The organism is Bradyrhizobium sp. CCBAU 11361 (assembly GCF_028128935.1).
GTDB lineage: Bacteria > Pseudomonadota > Alphaproteobacteria > Rhizobiales > Xanthobacteraceae > Bradyrhizobium > Bradyrhizobium niftali.
Map to the genome: position 1 here is coordinate 1 of NZ_LBJZ01000132.1, position 15893 is coordinate 15893.

11 protein-coding genes and 5 pseudogenes are annotated in these 15893 nt (G+C 58.2%); 3 read left to right on the forward strand and 13 right to left on the reverse strand.

The window, feature by feature from the left end:
• Positions 1 to 75 precede the first annotated feature (75 nt).
• A pseudogene (locus XI08_RS11210) lies at positions 76 to 462 on the reverse strand (transposase); the annotation flags it as partial.
• Here XI08_RS11210 and XI08_RS11215 point away from each other — a divergent pair.
• A pseudogene (locus tag XI08_RS11215) lies at positions 442 to 747 on the forward strand (IS110 family transposase); the annotation flags it as partial. The pseudogenes XI08_RS11210 and XI08_RS11215 sit on opposite strands and share 21 nt — an antisense overlap.
• Positions 748 to 1040: 293 nt before the next feature.
• Here the strand turns inward: XI08_RS11215 and XI08_RS11220 are convergent.
• The 4 genes and pseudogenes from XI08_RS11220 to XI08_RS11235 all read right to left on the reverse strand — a co-directional run bounded on the left by XI08_RS11220 (position 1041) and on the right by XI08_RS11235 (position 3678).
• Entirely contained in the window at positions 1041 to 1385 is a 345-nt protein-coding gene (locus XI08_RS11220; RefSeq protein ID WP_097669821.1) for a hypothetical protein, read from the reverse strand.
• Positions 1385 to 2017: pseudogene (locus XI08_RS11225) on the reverse strand (transposase); the annotation flags it as partial. The pseudogene XI08_RS11225 and the gene XI08_RS11220, both read right to left, overlap by 1 nt.
• A gap of 13 nt (positions 2018 to 2030) precedes the next feature.
• Positions 2031 to 3314, reverse strand: a complete 1284-nt coding sequence (locus XI08_RS11230; protein WP_097669822.1) for a type II toxin-antitoxin system HipA family toxin — start codon at positions 3312 to 3314, stop codon at positions 2031 to 2033.
• Positions 3301 to 3678 carry a helix-turn-helix transcriptional regulator gene (locus XI08_RS11235; protein ID WP_271574434.1) on the reverse strand — a complete coding sequence of 126 codons (378 nt, stop codon included), beginning with the start codon at positions 3676 to 3678 and terminating at the stop codon, positions 3301 to 3303. Before XI08_RS11235 ends, XI08_RS11230 begins: the two co-directional genes overlap by 14 nt.
• A gap of 244 nt (positions 3679 to 3922) precedes the next feature.
• Here XI08_RS11235 and XI08_RS11240 point away from each other — a divergent pair, with 244 nt between their 5' ends.
• Complete coding sequence (locus XI08_RS11240; protein ID WP_271565568.1) at positions 3923 to 4552, forward strand: hypothetical protein; 630 nt, start codon at positions 3923 to 3925, stop codon at positions 4550 to 4552.
• Between the two features lie 304 nt (positions 4553 to 4856).
• Here the strand turns inward: XI08_RS11240 and XI08_RS11245 are convergent, their stop codons facing one another.
• The 7 genes from XI08_RS11245 to XI08_RS11275 all read right to left on the reverse strand — a co-directional run bounded on the left by XI08_RS11245 (position 4857) and on the right by XI08_RS11275 (position 14715).
• Positions 4857 to 6194 carry a glutamine synthetase family protein gene (locus XI08_RS11245; protein WP_271565567.1) on the reverse strand — a complete coding sequence of 446 codons (1338 nt, stop codon included), beginning with the start codon at positions 6192 to 6194 and terminating at the stop codon, positions 4857 to 4859.
• Positions 6194 to 7474, reverse strand: coding sequence for an ATP-grasp domain-containing protein (locus tag XI08_RS11250; protein WP_097669824.1), 1281 nt, complete (start codon positions 7472 to 7474; stop codon positions 6194 to 6196). The genes XI08_RS11245 and XI08_RS11250 overlap by 1 nt, the downstream gene beginning before the upstream one ends.
• Positions 7471 to 8373, reverse strand: coding sequence for a DMT family transporter (locus XI08_RS11255; protein ID WP_097669825.1), 903 nt, complete (start codon positions 8371 to 8373; stop codon positions 7471 to 7473). The genes XI08_RS11250 and XI08_RS11255 overlap by 4 nt, the downstream gene beginning before the upstream one ends.
• Before the next feature lie 129 nt (positions 8374 to 8502).
• Positions 8503 to 9288 (reverse strand): gamma-glutamyl-gamma-aminobutyrate hydrolase family protein, encoded by a 786-nt coding sequence (locus tag XI08_RS11260; RefSeq protein ID WP_245570244.1) that lies wholly within the window; start codon positions 9286 to 9288, stop codon positions 8503 to 8505.
• A gap of 29 nt (positions 9289 to 9317) precedes the next feature.
• The gene (gene rtxC / locus XI08_RS11265; RefSeq protein WP_097669827.1) at positions 9318 to 10376 is read right to left on the reverse strand and encodes a dhydrorhizobitoxine desaturase; all 1059 of its coding nucleotides are present in this window, start codon (positions 10374 to 10376) and stop codon (positions 9318 to 9320) included.
• Between the two features lie 31 nt (positions 10377 to 10407).
• Entirely contained in the window at positions 10408 to 12885 is a 2478-nt protein-coding gene (locus tag XI08_RS11270) for a 2-aminoethylphosphonate--pyruvate transaminase (protein WP_202633062.1), read from the reverse strand.
• Positions 12886 to 13963: 1078 nt separating this feature from the next.
• Positions 13964 to 14715 (reverse strand): IS5 family transposase gene (locus tag XI08_RS11275; protein WP_097669828.1). Its coding sequence is split into 2 segments (ribosomal slippage): positions 13964 to 14385 and positions 14385 to 14715, totalling 753 coding nucleotides; the frame shifts between segments, so codons are not numbered across the junction.
• A 664-nt stretch (positions 14716 to 15379) separates the two neighbouring features.
• On the opposite strand from XI08_RS11275, the pseudogene XI08_RS11280 reads away from it, so the two are divergent.
• Positions 15380 to 15487: pseudogene (locus XI08_RS11280) on the forward strand (tyrosine-type recombinase/integrase); the annotation flags it as partial.
• Positions 15488 to 15540: 53 nt separating this feature from the next.
• Here the strand turns inward: XI08_RS11280 and XI08_RS11285 are convergent.
• A pseudogene (locus XI08_RS11285) lies at positions 15541 to 15761 on the reverse strand (phage integrase N-terminal SAM-like domain-containing protein); the annotation flags it as partial.
• Positions 15762 to 15893 lie beyond the last annotated feature (132 nt).

Here is a 15893-nt window from a genome sequence, read left to right on the forward strand (position 1 = left end):
AACAGTCCCTTGTCCTGCCTCGCGGGTGGAGGAATTTGACTGACCACACCCGGAGGAATTTGAAGTGACCCGCGGGGCCCGCTCGGAGACCAGGAATCCGTAGGCCGCGATGCACAGCGTTGCATGCTGGTGGAAGCCGCGCCAGCCTCGTCCCTCGAAGTGGCCAAGACCGATCTCCTGTTTGAGTTCGTGGTAGTCGCGCTCGATGCGCCAACGCAGCTTGGCCGTGTCAACCAGGTGACGGAATCCAATGTTCTCCGGAAGCGTCGAGAACCAATATTTGGTGGGTGCTTCCGTGCCCTCCGGCCACTCGATCAGCAGCCATTCCTGCGGCCGGCTTTCGGCAAGCCAGTAATCTCGATGTGCCGGACGGATGCGCACACGGGCAAAGCGCGAGGATAAGCGTTCTGCCGTCCCTTCACGCCACGTGATCTTGCGCCAAGCACCATCCGACGCGGCGGTATCACCAAGGCTGGCAACGCTCTGGCCAGGCGGGCTCTGATCGAGGGGGCATGGACCTATCGCATGCAAGCCCGCGTCAGTCGCAAGCTCCATGACCGTAACGAGCGCCTGCCTCAAGTTATCCGCGATATCGCCTGGAAGGCCCAGGTCAGGCTATGCGCTCGCTATCGGCGCTTGTCGGCGGCCGGCAAACCCAAGGTGATCGTCACCACCGCCATTGCACGTGAGATGGTCGGCTTCCTGTGGGCGATCACTCGTCAAGTACAACTCGGGCCGGCCGCCTGAAGAGCGCCGACCATATCGGTGCCCAGGGCAGGAGGCAGGGCGCGGTGGGGAATCCTCGTGGCCTGTTATGAGCCGGCATTGCCGACGCTCGCCCTCTAGACCGAGGCAGCCCCAAGACGAAACCACGGTCATGCGGTAGCCAACCCGCGCATGAGAGCTTGATCAACCGTCGTCTTTAGCCCTGCCTCCTACCGTGGGCACCTTCGAAGTCCAGCGTCCGGGCGCTCAGCCGGAAGCGGCTCCGCTTGATCGAGTCGCTTGACAGCAAACATGAGAGCAGGGTGTTGAAAAACTCAGCCGCGTTCGCAAACGAAGGCGGAATCGTCGCCGTTGTGGATGTAGAAGTGGCCGACGAGCCTGCCCGCGGTGCCAATCATAGCCCATCCGCGACCGCAGGATGGATCGTTCTCATCGTGCCCTTCCCATGAGAACTCCGCGCAGGGCGAACCGTCGCGGGCGCCGTAGCGCACGTCCAAGAAGCCCTTAAGAGCCCCAAAGGCGATTTCGCCATCGGACTTGCCCTGGAAGGTGAGATGCGCCTCTTCGACAAGATCGAGGAAGTCGCTGTCCCAGACGTCCATCTCGACGATGCGCCAGCGACCGACAAAGGCCTTGGCGAAGCCGGGCACCTTGCCCATCAGCCGGTCTCCGCGATCAACTTGGGCAGCCGCATCAGATTGTAGGCGCTGGCAGCGAAGGTGAAGGCCCATGCGACGCGATCATGGCCACGGAAGCTGGTCTTCTCTTGACCGGCGACCGTCTTGATCCAGCCGAACGCCTCCTCGATGCGCTTGCGGATGCGCTGGCTGACGGCATAGCCGCTGTGCCGGGTCGTTCTCCCATCGATCGAAGAGCTGCGGCCGCTGGTGTTCTGCGCAACATGCGGCGTTACGTTCATCGAGCGCAGCTCGTTGACGAAGTCCTCTGCGTCGTAGGCTTTGTCGGCGCCAAGCGTGATTGCTGTCGGCCGGTCGGCACGAGGCTCAATCATGTGCAGCGCGGCCACTCGCTCGGCATGCCCGTCGGCCCGCGTCAGGCAGGCGTCGACCAGCAGGCCGTGGCGGTTCTCCATCAGCCCATGCCCGATGAAGCACAGCTTCGTCTCCTTGCCTTTACCTTTGCGGTAGAGCCTGGCATCGGGATCAGTCGTCGAAGCATGGGTGTCGTTCGAGCGTTTCTTGCCGTGGAAGTCCGCATCAGCATTGCGCCCGCCGCCTTGCGCCGGCGGCTCGCCCGAGCCGTCCTTGGGTTTGACGCTCTTCATTGTTGCCGCAAGCCCGACGTCATTTGACGAGTTTGGCGAGTATTTCGGGAGCGTCAACGAAGGCGAACGGGTTCAGGAACTGCCGCCCCCATAGGAAATTGCGATCGACCTCTGTAAGTGACGCGGCGTCGCATACGTCATTCCAGAATGTCTTGATCGCCCTGATCTGTCGAGCAATGAGATCCGTGGCCTCGTTGGTATCGAGCAGGAAGAGCGGCGCCGCCTTCAGGCAAACGGAGATTTGGCTTGTGCGTTGCTCGCCGACAATGAGCATTGCCTGGGTTGTCTCGCCGACCGTCCTGACTTGCGGGCAGATATCATAGGCGGGCGTCAGCGCGAGATCTTTTCCATTCCAAAAGCCCGCGTGATTGCGGGCATGATCGTCTGTATTGCCGCAAAGGATATTGAACACCATCCGGCCATACAATTCTTTGAGCGTTTCCTTGGGCGAAGTGAACCGGTGACGGATAATAGTCGCAAGGTCTTCGTAGCTTGCGTAACGCGCCATCATCTCGTCGAGCCCGAGCAAGGTCAGCGCTGATACCATGACGCGACGCTGCCATCCGTCATCGACTTTCTGCCGATCGAAACGCTCGATCAGCAGCACCTCTTTGCCGGCGGCGCGCTCGAGAGCGACGGAAGCGGCGGCAAGTCCTGCTTTGGCGGCCAGCCGCATTGCCACGAACTCGGCTTTCACGACATTGTAGAGGTCGTTCTGTGAAGAGAACTTGGTGATGTACTTCTTGCTGTCCGACGTGATCATCGTCTTGGGCCGGGCACCGCCAATCGAGCTTCCGTGCAGAAGCGCGCGATCGAGGTCCTGCGTCAGCGGCAGGCCCTTTTCGACGAGCGCGGTCGCGGCTTGAAGTTCTTCGAGCGATGCAGCCGAAGCCTCCCGCGGCACGTACTTTTCTGCCGACGACTGGAAATCGAGGGCTCCGATGCGGTCGGAGCCAGATTCGAGAAGATAGGTCAGTTCGTCGATCTCCGCAGCGTCGACCTCCTTGCTGCTCTTCCCGAATTTGCGGTTGATGATTACGCGACGTCCCCAGGCGTCGGGAGCCGCGTCGCGAATGCAATTAGGCATCATCAATCCCGGCGTCAGGGGAAGGACCCCACGACGTAACGGCAGTTCCGGATCGTAGAGCGCAATGGCGTTGTTGCGCGCGAGATAGGTCTGTCCGTAGTTGAAGAGGAACTGATTGCCAGAGGCAAACAAGCGGCCGGCCACGACCGGCGTGGTCTTACCGGGTAGCCAGACCCATACGAAGGCCTCGGCCGGCTTCTTGTCAGAAGTCGTCATCGGGCCTCACGCGCGGGGCATGGACGGCTTTCGGCAATAGCCTCATCACGGCCGAATTCGATGCGAGAGCGCTGGTCAGCGTGCGTTCATCCGCTTCAAACAGCGGTACGCCCGCGATGGTGGCGGCTTCGAAAACGGCGCCAAGTGTGCAGCCAAGATCGCCATTCTCGATACGTCGCAAGAGTCCACGGGAAAGGCCCGCCCGGTCGGCGAGCTCTTCGGTCGTCATCTTGCGATCGATGCGGGCCTTGCGGATGAGCTGCCCCAGAAGTACAGCCGCATCCTTGGCATATCGAGAGTATGGTCTCGTTTTCTTGGGCATCTCACGATCCATTAATAGACCATTGTGGTTAGTATGGCTCATTTATAAACCAATCTCGAGGATCATGTCAAGTTCTGGTCCATCTGTGAACCAAATCCACTCATATGGTTCGTTAATGGATCATCTTGCCTTGCGGAGCCCGAGTTTGAAGCGGCAATCAACCGACTGCGTATAGCCGATCTCGCCACTCGGGTTTGTGAACGAAAACTGCTGCAGCTCCAGGCACCCCCGCCACCTGCAAACCCGGGCGGAAGCACACCAAAGTCCCAGCCTGAAACGACAGACGATGAAGCGCTTACACGTTCATGTCTCTCGAGATCCGAATCGTAAGATTCGAGTCCTCCCGCCGATCGGAAAGCAGAAGCGATATTTCGCGCTGACATTAACGGTGATCCATGCCGAAGAACGCGGGACACCGAAGAACAGAAAGAAAATCGAGTGGAAACTGATCACCGACCTGCCCGTTCAGTCACGCAAGGACGCCATTGAGAAGCTCGAATGGTATGCGCTGAGGTGGAAAATCGATGTGTTCCACAAGATCCTCAAATCGGGCTGCAAAGCTGACGAGTCGAAGCTCAGGACCGCCCAACGGCTTGCCAATCTGATCTCGGTCTTTTGCATCCTGAGTTGGCGGGTCTTCTGGATGACGATGCTCAACCGCTCGGCTCCAGATGCGCCACCGAGCCTTGCGCTGTCCGACATCGAGATCGACCTGCTTGATCATCTTGTAAAGGATAAAGGCCAAAGGTCGTTCCGACAAAAATCACTGTCTCATTACCTGACCAAGATCGCACGACTCGGCGGTACCTCGCGCGCTCCAATGATCCCCCGCCCGGCAATACGGTTATGTGGCGCGGACTGTCACGCCTTACTGACATCGGGTTGGGCGCCGTCGTTGGGCAGAAATTGTGAGTAATTGAAAGCTTGACCGGATGTGTACGTCCCAAACAGCGCCGATGCGTGTGGAAACGGATTTCGCCGTCGCAAGCGGCTATGGCTCGCTCGATATCGTCAGCAATCAGGAATCCTGGAACCGACGCCAGTTGCCAATTGGCGAAGCGCGTCCTGCTCAGCGCCGCATCTTCGAGCAATCGCCAAGGTCCGCACAGTTAACGAGTGACCCACATTTGCTTGAAGTCTAACATCGGCAGCACGGATAGTCGCACCAGCTCTCCGGCGCCATTTACAGGACTGAGGTGCAGACTGTCGAGGAGCTCAAGCTAAATGATCTCGAAGTACCTCCGACGTTCGAAGTCGGTGACCCGATGTTGAACGGCTTCCCATTCCCAACGGCGGGAGCAAGAAAAGGCTTCAACAAACCTTTCTCCGAAGACATCATTGGCCGCTGGAGACTGTGCAAACCGTGATGTTGCCTCTGATAGGCTTTGGGGCAGTCTCGCGGACGGACGACACATCTCCACGCCTGCATCACCGACGATCGAAGCCGGTAGTGCCACATCCGTCTCGACGCCCAGTATTCCGGAACCAATGGCACATGCGAGCGCGAGATATGGGTTCGCGTCTGCGCCAGCCAGCCTATACTCCAGGCGATGGGCCGACGAATCTCCCGGAATCGCACGAACCGCGCAGGAGCGGTTGTCAACTCCCCAGCTTGGACAGATTGGTGCCCAGCAGCCGGGTACCAATCTCTTGTAGCTATTGAAGTTCGGCGCTGCGAGCACACAGAAATCATTCATGTATTCCAGTTGTCCGGCGATGAATTGCCTCATAAGCTTCGAGACGTTGCCGAACGCATCGCTGTCGTAAAACGCATTCTGACCATCCGAGGACATCGAGATGTGAATATGGCCGGACTGGCCAGGCCATTTCTCGGAAACCTTGGCCATGAATGTAGCCATCATGCCTCGCGTTTGCGCCCAGGCTTTTATCATCGACTTGAATATGGTTGCTCGATCGGCAGCTTCCAGCGCATCACAATGACGAAGTGACGCTTCGACCACGCCAGGCCCCGTTTCAAAGTGCAGTCCGCTGAGAGGTATTCTAGCCTTCTCACAAAGCGCCAAGATCTCATCGAACAGCTCATGTTGCGCGACAGAGCGCGCAATCGAGTAGCCGAACGGGCCCCGTGTTAAAGGAGCCCATTCGCCGAACGGCTTATCTTCAATTGTGTCGGCGTTCTCCTTGAACAGCATAAATTCAAACTCGAACCCGGCAGCGCAGCCGTATCCGTGGTCAGCGGCCCTTCTCAGGACCTTACGCAGAATACCGCGCGGGCAGATGTTCTCATGTGCGCCCGTGAACTCGGCCAGGTAGAGATATTGATCGCCGACATAAGACACTGAACGGCCGGTGCCTGACAGAATACGCAGATCAGCATCTCCGAACGCTGATAGCGGCTTTTGCGTGAAACTGGCCGGAATGACCCGGTCCGAGCAATCCCACGCCAGCACCGCTTCAGAGAACTTGATAACTTTATCGCCATCCGACAGATCTTCACCTAAGACGTGTTTGCCTCGCAGGACGCCATCGAAGTCGCTTACGCCGATCATCGCCGCGCGGGCTGGATTCGCCCCGGTCAACCTGGCATTAGTTGGCATTAGTCGCGATCCACTAAATCGAACACCTGATCCATCCGCATTGCTCGCAACTTGTCATAGTCATCCTCAAGCTGCGTCAAGTCGCTATTCACGAGATAAACGATGCCTGGTGTCGACGCCAAGTCGATCGTCGGAACCAGCTCTTGACCAATCGGAACGAATGCAATGGCATCCGCGAAGCTCGGGAGCTTGCGGATAGCTTCGAGTCCCGGGTAACCGACAACGACACCGCCCATATCGGAGATCAGCGAGACGCATAGTGCGTGAGCTTGCCGCTTGTATGGCCCGCGCAGCCTCATGTACTCACCAAAGCTCTTGGGATCTGCGTAGCGCCAGGCCGTCAGCGTCATATGGTTGTGCCCCAACGCCATGGTTCGTGCTTTTGCCGACATGGTCCCTTGAAGCCTCGCTCCGAAGTCCACCAGAACCGGCCCCCGACGATCGACAATGATCTCAGCATGAGCTGGTCCGTCGACGATCTGAAGCGCCTGCAACGCACGCACCAAGTAGTCGGACAGCTCCTGAACGATTGGTTCGCTGCCCCCCAACAACCTCTCAAGTGAGCAGACCGATGATGCCCCCTGAATAGGAACGGTGTCATAGGTCCAGGCCTCCGTAACGAAGGCTTCCCCGTCGATCGAGACGGCATTTACGGTGTATTGCTGGCCGTTTATTTTTTCCTGCCCAAGGGCAAAGCGATTCAACGCTCCGACACGGTTCGTCTTCCCGACAATTGCGCTTAGAGCCCGCTGAATATCAGCATCTGTCGAGCAAAAGAATACATCCTCGGTACCAGTACTGTTCAGAGGCTTGATCACGATCTCGTCGAACTTCGCTTCATGCTTCCAACTTGCGAACTCTACAGCACTGTCGGACACGACTTGTCTGATCGATCGCACGCCTGCAGAGGTCAGCGCGCAAGACAACCGCGCTTTGTCACGCCGAGCAGCCGATAGCGCGGTGCCATTCGAAGGTAAGCCCAGCCGCTCCGACAAGGAATCGGCGAGCTCAACTCCGGTCTCGCAGCCCGCGATAACGAACTCCAATTCCCTGCCATGGAGAGCCTGAAGATGATATTCAACGATGTCGTCATACCCCATGTGCTCGCTGGGGCGAATGACTTCATCATACAGATCCGCATTGAAATGCGATTGGAATATGGGTGGAATCTGTGCAGCCGACATCGCATGCACCGTTCCAATTCCATAGCGCTTGAATTCTTCCGGTAGGTAGCGGCCGGTAGAGTATGCGTCTACGATTACACAGTTCCGTTCTTTCATGCGGATCTCCGATACTGCAAGTAGATGCTGCCGACAGAGACAGCCGTAATGAGAACATTTCCAACGAACGTATGTGACGAAGGCACGATGCGAGAATCGAAGTACTGGAACAGGAAGGTGATGATAGGGGCGGTGGACAGGACCATGTTGACGGTGAAGGGCTCTAGGCGGCGAATGCCCTGCTGGATCAAGAGCAAAGGAACAATGATCGTCGACAGCCCAGTTGTTGCGATCGCAAACCAATGCTGCGAGATCTCGATCACCATAGATGAATGGTCGACCAGTCCCAGCAGCAAGAGAATCGTTCCATAAAACCGATGCGCCAGCACTTGTCGGCCAGAAAAGCCACGGTCGAACAGCAGTTTAACAAGTATATTTGTAACGGCCAGCGATAGGCCGGCCACGATGGCCAAGACGATGCCAAAGGACGATCGAGCCCCCCACTCCACGCCCGCGTTGCCGCTGGCCGAGATCCAAATCATGTAGCTCCCGATCGTCGCGATCGTAACGCTCACGACAATATCGGATGCTGGAGGGGCGCCCTGGCGCCTGATCAGTGCGTTTAACCACACTGTTGCAGTGGGCCCCAACGCCACCATAAAGGCGACGACGATCGCAGGTTCAGCGTATTTCAGGCCGATAAACAGGCCGATCCAGCTGATCGCTGTCACGGCATTGAGCGCGACGAAGATCAGGAGCGACCATTTCGCCACCCTTGCTTCGCCTCCCTCGTGGTGAGCCAGGAGATTGAACGTCAGACAAATCACAGCGAAGGACAGCAGGAGCGCGACGAACACATCTGCTTGCTGAAAATACGATGCCGCATAAACCTCGCCTGCCGCGCTCACGACGACATAAAGCGCCACAAAGAAAACTCCTAGAGCGAAGCGATTCGTCAATCGCGCACTCTTCCTGTGCCCGCGCGGCGGCGCACGGCCCTCGCAGGACCAGACGCGTACATCGGCTCCGACGGATTCTCGTTTCGACCTGCACGGACCACGTTTGGTTTGAAATGTCACAATCCGCCTCTAGTGCTTCTTAGTTCGGCAGTACCCAACACACGCCTCTCCAAATGCCTTGAACAGTTGCTTGCTGAGGAGATCGGTTGAGACGTGCCATTCGGGGTGCCATTGCACACCGATTTGCAGCGTCGGCGCGCCAATGACCGAGGCCGCCTCGACCAGACCGTCAGGCGCCCACGCCTCCCGCCTCAGCGCCGGGGCAAGCGCCTCGATGCCTTGATTGTGCAGCGAGTTGACTTGCGCTTCGATCGCCCGCGCGACTGGAAAGAGCGCGCCATCGGAACATATGCTGACGCTGTGCGCGGCGTCGTACTGACGGTCTCTAGGACGATCTGACTTCTCGGCATGCATCGCGCCACTTTCCGGCCTCCACTCCGCAAGCGATGGGCGGAGTGTGCCGCCGAAATAGACGTTGAGTTCCTGAAGCCCACGGCAGATGCCCAGAATAGGCATTCCGAGCGCGATGGCGCTCTCTATGGTTACGGCAGAGAGCCTGTCCCGCGGGCGGTCAAGGATCCCAACCTCAACGTCCTGCGGATCAGCCTCCGTCAAGGACGCAGGCGCTCTCAGGACGGCGGGGTCGATGTTCGATTCATCACCAGTCAACACCAGGCCGTCGAGCCGGCGCATGATCGCCGGGGCGATCTCCTCCCGCGCGTCTTCGGCGTCGACCGTCGGCAATATGACGCAAGCCACTCCCGCATGCCGATGGAGTGCCTGCACGTACTTGCGCCGCAACCAGTCGCGATGCACACCATCGACCAAAAGACGGTTCGAGGTGACGCCGACCACGGCTCGGGCGCGCTCTGGCCGAAGCAACGTCACGCCCCCTGCCCTCGCGTGCGAACGTCGGCAACGGACTGCTCATACAACCGTCGATTTCGCTCTTTCAACTGAGCTATGACGCTAGGTTGACCTTGAGGTCCCTTGACAAAGAGCCCGCCCCAGGTAGCGGCAACCTTCGCGTAGTTCGGATCCTGCATTCGGATTTTCTGAGCTTTGCGCAACAGCCAAAACGGGATACCCGGCGAAAGGTGATGCTCAAGATGGTATTCATCCAGATTCTGTCCAAGGATGGCCCGCTCGAGGAAACTTCCTTTCCGGTTCCTGGTGAGATAGACGTTTTGCGTCTCGGTTTCGCACATAGGTGAGTGCTCAGCGAGCTCGATAAACCAGCCGAGGACCTGAAACGTGGTAAGATAGGGCACGATCCAAAACAGGACGACGATATGGAGCAGCCCAAGAGCATATGACCCGGCCAGGATGCTGATCCAGAAGAGATAGAAGCCATACTTGTCGACAAGTATGGCTGAGCGGCTCTGATCCTCGGCATTTGTGATCGAAAACCGATTCGTCCAAAGATATTTCAGATACGTCACTGTTGCGCCGCCGAAGATCGGCTTCCAGATGATGTTGAAAGCGTACCGCTCCGGAGACTGCACGTCGTAAACGCCGCTGGCCAGGAAGAACTTCAGGTCGGGATCCTTGTCCGGGTCGCCGAGATAGGGATGATGCAAATAGACGTGCGAGATCCGGTAGGCCCAGTGGCGCTGGAACAAGGGATAGGCCGCGAACAGAATGCCGAGCACATAATTCCAGGTCGTGTTCTTTGCGAGCGTGCGGTGAGCCGCATCATGAGCGATGGTTGTCAATCCGCGCTGATAGGCACCAATCAGAAGAACGGCCAGCGGGTAGAGCCACCATGAGACGGACACAGTCGCGAGCGTGCACGCTGTGATCACAGCGTAATCTTTAGCAATATAAGCGGCTCCCGTTATGTTGTCGGGCCTCAACTCGGAGAGCTGCCTATTGATCTCTCGGCTGAATTGAACGGCCTCATAGCGTGATGACCTCAATTTCCAAGCCTCTGCCTGATTCATGAGAACCTCTTCCTGATCGCCTTGCGGGTTGTCAGATTGCGGAAAGCGCCTTGTCCAGATCGCGTACGATGTCGCTGACATCTTCTATGCCGACGCAAAGTCGGATCGAGCCGCCAAATATGCCGGCGGCTTCGCGCTTTTCCCGCGGGACGGTGGTGTGGGTCGTCGAGACAGGATGGGTCACGAGCGTGCGGGCATCCCCTACATTCGAAACGTGATACATCAAGTCGACGTTCTGGATGAACTTGCGCCCAGCCTGTTCATCCTCCACTTCGAACATGACCATCGCCCCGTGCCCGTATGCGGCATTGAGTGTCTGGTCGACGGTTTCCCGATCGGCGCCTTCAAAGAGCCCCGGGTAGAAGACACGGCGCACTTTAGGATGCTCCTTGAGAACGTCGGCCACGATCCTGGCATTCGCGCAGTGCTGCTTCATGCGAAGGGGCAGCGTTTCAAGCCCTTGGATCAGTTGAAAGCTCGCAAACGGGGCGATCGCCGCGCCGGTATCGCGCAACCAGGTCATGCGAGCCTTGAGGAGAAACTCGCTCTTTCCAAGATCGTCGACATCGCGCACCGCGTTATGCCAGACAATTCCGCCATGCGCATCGTCGGGACGGTTGAACAAGGGAAAGCGAGAGGCTCCCCGGTAGCTAAACTCGCCGTTGTCAACGATCAGTCCGCCGAGCGTCGTGCCATGGCCGGATATATATTTCGTTGCGGAGTACGTCGTAATCGCAGCGCCAAGATCTGATGGCCGGCATACCAGTGGCGTCGTCGTATTGTCCACGACCAAAGGCACGCCGTACTTTCGGCCGATCTCCACCAGCTGTTTGACGGGGAGCGGAATCAGACAGGGATTCGAAATCACCTCTCCGAACAGGCATATCGTGCGATCATCAATGGCACGTTCGAACGTCTCGGGCCTTCGAGGATCTGCCGTCCTCACGCTGATCCCAAGACGCTTTAATGTGTTGTGGAGCAGGTTCCAGGTATTGCCATATAGATACGGAGAGGCGACGACATTGTCCCCCACATCGCCACTTGACAGGTTGACAATAGCAAGGAACGTCGCCGCTTGACCTGACGCAACGGCGAGCGAGTCGCTTCCCATATCGACGGCGGCGTAGCGCCTTTCCAGCGCGCGGGTCGTCGGATTGATGATCCTCGTATAGGTGAACCCATCAGCCTTAACGTTGTAGACGTCAGCAATGTGGTTTAGATCGCCATCGAGTTCATAAGCCGTATTCTGGTAAATCGGCACTGCGACGGCTTTCGTCACCGGGTCGCTTCGATAGCCCGCATGCAAAACAGCAGTCTCGGCAGAGAACGACAGCTGCGGGTCCGCAGCCGCTCGAGCCGGCATCTTTACGCGAGCCCCGCATGTCTCTTGGCCCGATATCGGGCCCGCTGACCGAGCCTGACCGGACCGGAAATATGTACGAAAAGCGCACCCCAACTGCTCGATCCAGCTGGATTGGATTTCCCCGATGCAACCGACTCGAAAACTCCGCGTCGCAAGATGCAGCTTCGAGTAGATGTAAAGGTTGTGGGCCGCCAAGTGGCGATACAGCCCATCGAATCCTGCCTGGTCCACGATTCCGGACGGCGCACTGAACGCGACGCAGACCGGCGACTGCAAGTCCGCGGACAGCAGCGGAGACACTACTCCTTCGAGTTCTTTGACGAGATCGTCCCTGACCTTCTCGTATCTGCAGCGCCTGGCATCAATGCCCTCCTCGTGCAGAATCTTCAAGGCCTTTGTCGTTGCCTGAACGACGTGGGTGGGAGGGGTCGATCGCCACTCGCCGGTGCGCTCGAGTGAGAGCCATTGATCTCTCACGTCGAGCACAAACGACCTCGGTTCTTGAACCGCATTCTCCAGCAGCTCGCGAGACGCGATGACAAACGCTACTCCCGGCGGCCCTTCTATGCACTTGTTGCTCGACGTAACCAGGACGTCAGGTCCACGCTGGCTCAGGTCGATATTAAGGGCGCCGAAAGAACTCATCCCATCGATGATGGTCTTTACGCCACGTCGCCTCGCCTCCTCCACGATCGCGTCCAGCGGATTGACGATCCCGGTGGTCGTCTCACAGTGCACGAGACACAGGTGCGTAACGCCAGGGTTTCGGCTCAGATGCTCGCCAATTTCTTGAGGATCCAAAGGATCGGTCGCTCGCTTGACAAGCTTCAGTGCTTCGACGCCCCACAGCCGCAAAATTTCTAAAATGCGCTCGCCATAGATGCCGTTTATGCAAACGAGCGGCCTGTGGGCTCGGGACACAAATGAAGAGAGAGCGGCTTCCATTGCAAAGGAGCCGCCTCCCTGAATAGGCACCACCGAATGGTCGCCAGCATTTCCCAGCAAGTTGAGCATCAGCCGCCTCATGCAGGCGGTCACTTCCTTGAACTCGCAATCGCGCGATGCGAGATCAAGCTGCATCTGGCTCCTGACCGCCAGCGATAACGACAATGGACCAGGCGTCAGCAAAGAGCGCTGTCTTGTCAAACCATTCCTCCTCAAGTTGTATTCGTCAATGGATCTGAAGTACGCCCACCCCACCAGGGGAGCCCCTGTGGCGAGCGTCGACTTCCTCGGTCAACAGCTTAGGAACGTCATAGATCGCGGGCGCGTTTCTGGTCGGCGTCCGAAAAGCCTGCCGGATGACAACCTCCATATCTCATCGCAGATGCAGAGCGATCTTCAAAGCTCCTCACCGATGCCATTCAGACCTCCTAGAAATTGGCTTTGCGACCGCGCCCTCGAACGCAATTGGCGCCGACGCGCGCTCTCACCCAGCCATCACGCATGCGCAGGTTTTAGCGTGGTCGCCTTCTTGCGTCGCGAAGCGGCAGGTCGGCCGACCGACTTACGTGTGAACCTGCGCCATTCAGGCAAACTTGACGTTTGGAAATCGATGCAAATCATCGCGCCCGGATGCAGATCAAGGCATGGCACACTTGATAATCGTCGTTGGCAGCGGGAGTCTGATGCGTGGGCTTGAGACTTGATGCATTCGCACACCGTCGCTCGTTGGAGGGTTTGGGACGCTGATGACTGCCGTTGTCCATTTCAAGATCGTACAACTTGACGTTAGGGGCGTTTCAACCCTCTCCAGGATTTTCTTGCGTGAATTTTTCCTGACACGTCCTCCCATCTGGCGGCGACAAGCCGACGTGGGCGGCAGAGTGCGGAGATTCACAGCGAGCTAGAAGAATTTGATAGTTCGATATCAGGACCGTCGGCATTCCGCCTGCGAGCGCGATATCTGCAGGTAAGTGATGGCCCAATCTTCCCGTTCACGTACGATCCTCGCCATACCCCCAGATGGAGGTACCGAGCTTCTCCGCCGTGCCGGCGAGATCCGCCTGGAGGCTCATGCCTGGAAAGTGTACGCCCTCGTCGCACATGACTGCCGGCATCACGTCGTTGCGCTTGAATGGAGCGGCCTTGGTCGAGTCCGGCTCGAAGGCAATCTGAGCGACCTTGCGATTGCTGACCCTTTAGCAACGATCAGTTCCATACCTTTCGGCGAGTCGCCGTGAAGCAGAACATGTCGTCCTGCTTTGCTAGGGTCTGTTTGGATTCATCTTGAATTTGTCACGGCGGCGGTGAGATTGATCATTGCTTCGAAGCTGAGGTCAGTTTTGTCGGCTCGCATGGCGATCCGCTTGAATTCCTTGAGCTTGCAGAAGAGGTTTTCGATCAGGTGCCGCCATTTGTACATTTCCTTGTCGATGGCGAGAGGATTTGCGCGCCGCGGGTGCTGGGAGATGACAACCTTGGCGCCGCGTGCGTCGAGGTCGGCGATGATTGCGTTACTGTCGAACGCCTTGTCTGCAATCAGCGCATCGAAGGCCAGCCCTTCGATCAGCGGCGGGACACCGACCGTGTCAAAGCGCTGCCCAGGCAGCAGCACGAAGCGCACGAGATTGCCGAGCGCGTCGGTCAGTGCCAGGATTTTGGTGGTCATTCCACCTTTCGAGCGGCCGATGGCCTGGTTTTGCGTCCCCCTTTTGCGCCCTGTCCGTGGCGGTGGACTTTGACGATGGTAGCATCGACCATGACATATTCCATGTCCGGCTCGTCTGAAACCGCATCAAACATGCGCTTCCAGACGCCCGCCTTCGCCCAGTCGCGAAAGCGCGAGTACGCAGTTATCCAGTTGCCGAAGGCGCGCGGAAGATCGCGCCACGGACTGCCCGTGCGGGCAATCCACAGCACGGCTTCGACAAACAGCCGGTTGTTATTGCCGCTCCGGCCGGGATCGCTAGGCTTGCCAAGACACAGCGGCTCCATCTTCGCCCATTGGGCGTCAGTCAAAACGAATCGGTCCATCCCAAGCTTGAATCACACCCAAGCCAGGATGAGAATCTTGAGGGTTCTGTGAGGTCGCGCTCACGCGAGGGCGCGGCAGGCGCTTATGACGCGACCTCATTGAAGCCGGATTGAACGAAGGCGCGGGAGGCTATGCGCGGTTTTGCAGCTATGGGGATTGTTCGAGATCGCAATGCCCGATCTGCTGGCTCGGCGCGAGAGGCAGAGAAACGGGATGTGCGCATCGGGGAAGAGTTGAGATCAGACGCGCTTCGCCGGAGATCGCGATAGGCTTTTTGCTGCATCGGACGGTTGTTGTGGCGCGGTGTGACAGCACGGATTCGACATCGTCCGCGATGATCGAGACGCTGGGAGCGAAATGACGAATGATGATCGTCGTGCACGGCATGACTTGGCTCACGATGTGTCGCATCGGAACGGTGATGTTCGAGGGCTGGGGCGTCTGAAGCTATGTCGAAAGCGCTCAATGATGCGCATGACGCCACCACAATCGGGACAGGCAGGAGCCTCGGCCCAGGTTTGAGCTTCCGAATCCACAGGCGACGGCTCGCCATCGTTTGGCGCTGTCCGCTCACGATCGAGAAGTTTGCAGCAAAGGGCGAGTTTGGCAGCGCGATGGCCGTTGGCCATGAAGCCGAAGTGGCGGATGCGATGGAAGCCATCGAAGAGCCGCGCCGCGCTTACCACCGCCTATGCGGCCGGGCTCAGGGCCTCGGAGGTTGCGGGACTGCGGATCGAAGACATCGACAGCGCCCGCGGCGTCATCCAGGTGGTGTTGGCCTATCTCGGCCGCTACACCCATCGCGTCGCCATCGCCAACAGCCGCGCACAGACGATCTGGTTCAGCGCCGGCCATGATATGCCGGTCGAGACCAGATGCACCTGGAAGGCGCGGACGTCTTCCAACTCTAACCGGTCAGGTGATCGGCCAAAATAGCGGCTGAACTTCGAACCGCGCTGATGTAGGATCGCTGCGTCGCCGGCGACAGATTGCGGGCGGTCATGTCTTCGATCATGCGGCGGCGAAGAGGGCTCAAATCGGCCATCTCGATACTCCTGTCTGAGGGGGTGGGCTCCAACCCCCACATCCTTCAGCCAGGAGGCGATCTACGCCACCTTGCCCCTTACGCCGCGGCAGCGGCTTCGTTCAATCCTAATAAAAAGCCAAATTCTAACAA

What these genes read in the sequence shown, in the direction of transcription:
- XI08_RS11220 (WP_097669821.1), bottom strand. Translation starts at nt 1,385, where the DNA reads ATGGGCAAGGTGCCCGGCTTCGCCAAGGCCTTTGTCGGTCGCTGGCGC.
- XI08_RS11230 (WP_097669822.1), bottom strand. Translation starts at nt 3,314, where the DNA reads ATGACGACTTCTGACAAGAAGCCGGCCGAGGCCTTCGTATGGGTCTGG.
- XI08_RS11235 (WP_271574434.1), bottom strand. Translation starts at nt 3,678, where the DNA reads ATGAGCCATACTAACCACAATGGTCTATTAATGGATCGTGAGATGCCC.
- XI08_RS11240 (WP_271565568.1), top strand. Translation starts at nt 3,923, where the DNA reads ATGAAGCGCTTACACGTTCATGTCTCTCGAGATCCGAATCGTAAGATT.
- XI08_RS11245 (WP_271565567.1), bottom strand. Translation starts at nt 6,194, where the DNA reads ATGCCAACTAATGCCAGGTTGACCGGGGCGAATCCAGCCCGCGCGGCG.
- XI08_RS11250 (WP_097669824.1), bottom strand. Translation starts at nt 7,474, where the DNA reads ATGAAAGAACGGAACTGTGTAATCGTAGACGCATACTCTACCGGCCGC.
- rtxC (WP_097669827.1), bottom strand. Translation starts at nt 10,376, where the DNA reads ATGAATCAGGCAGAGGCTTGGAAATTGAGGTCATCACGCTATGAGGCC.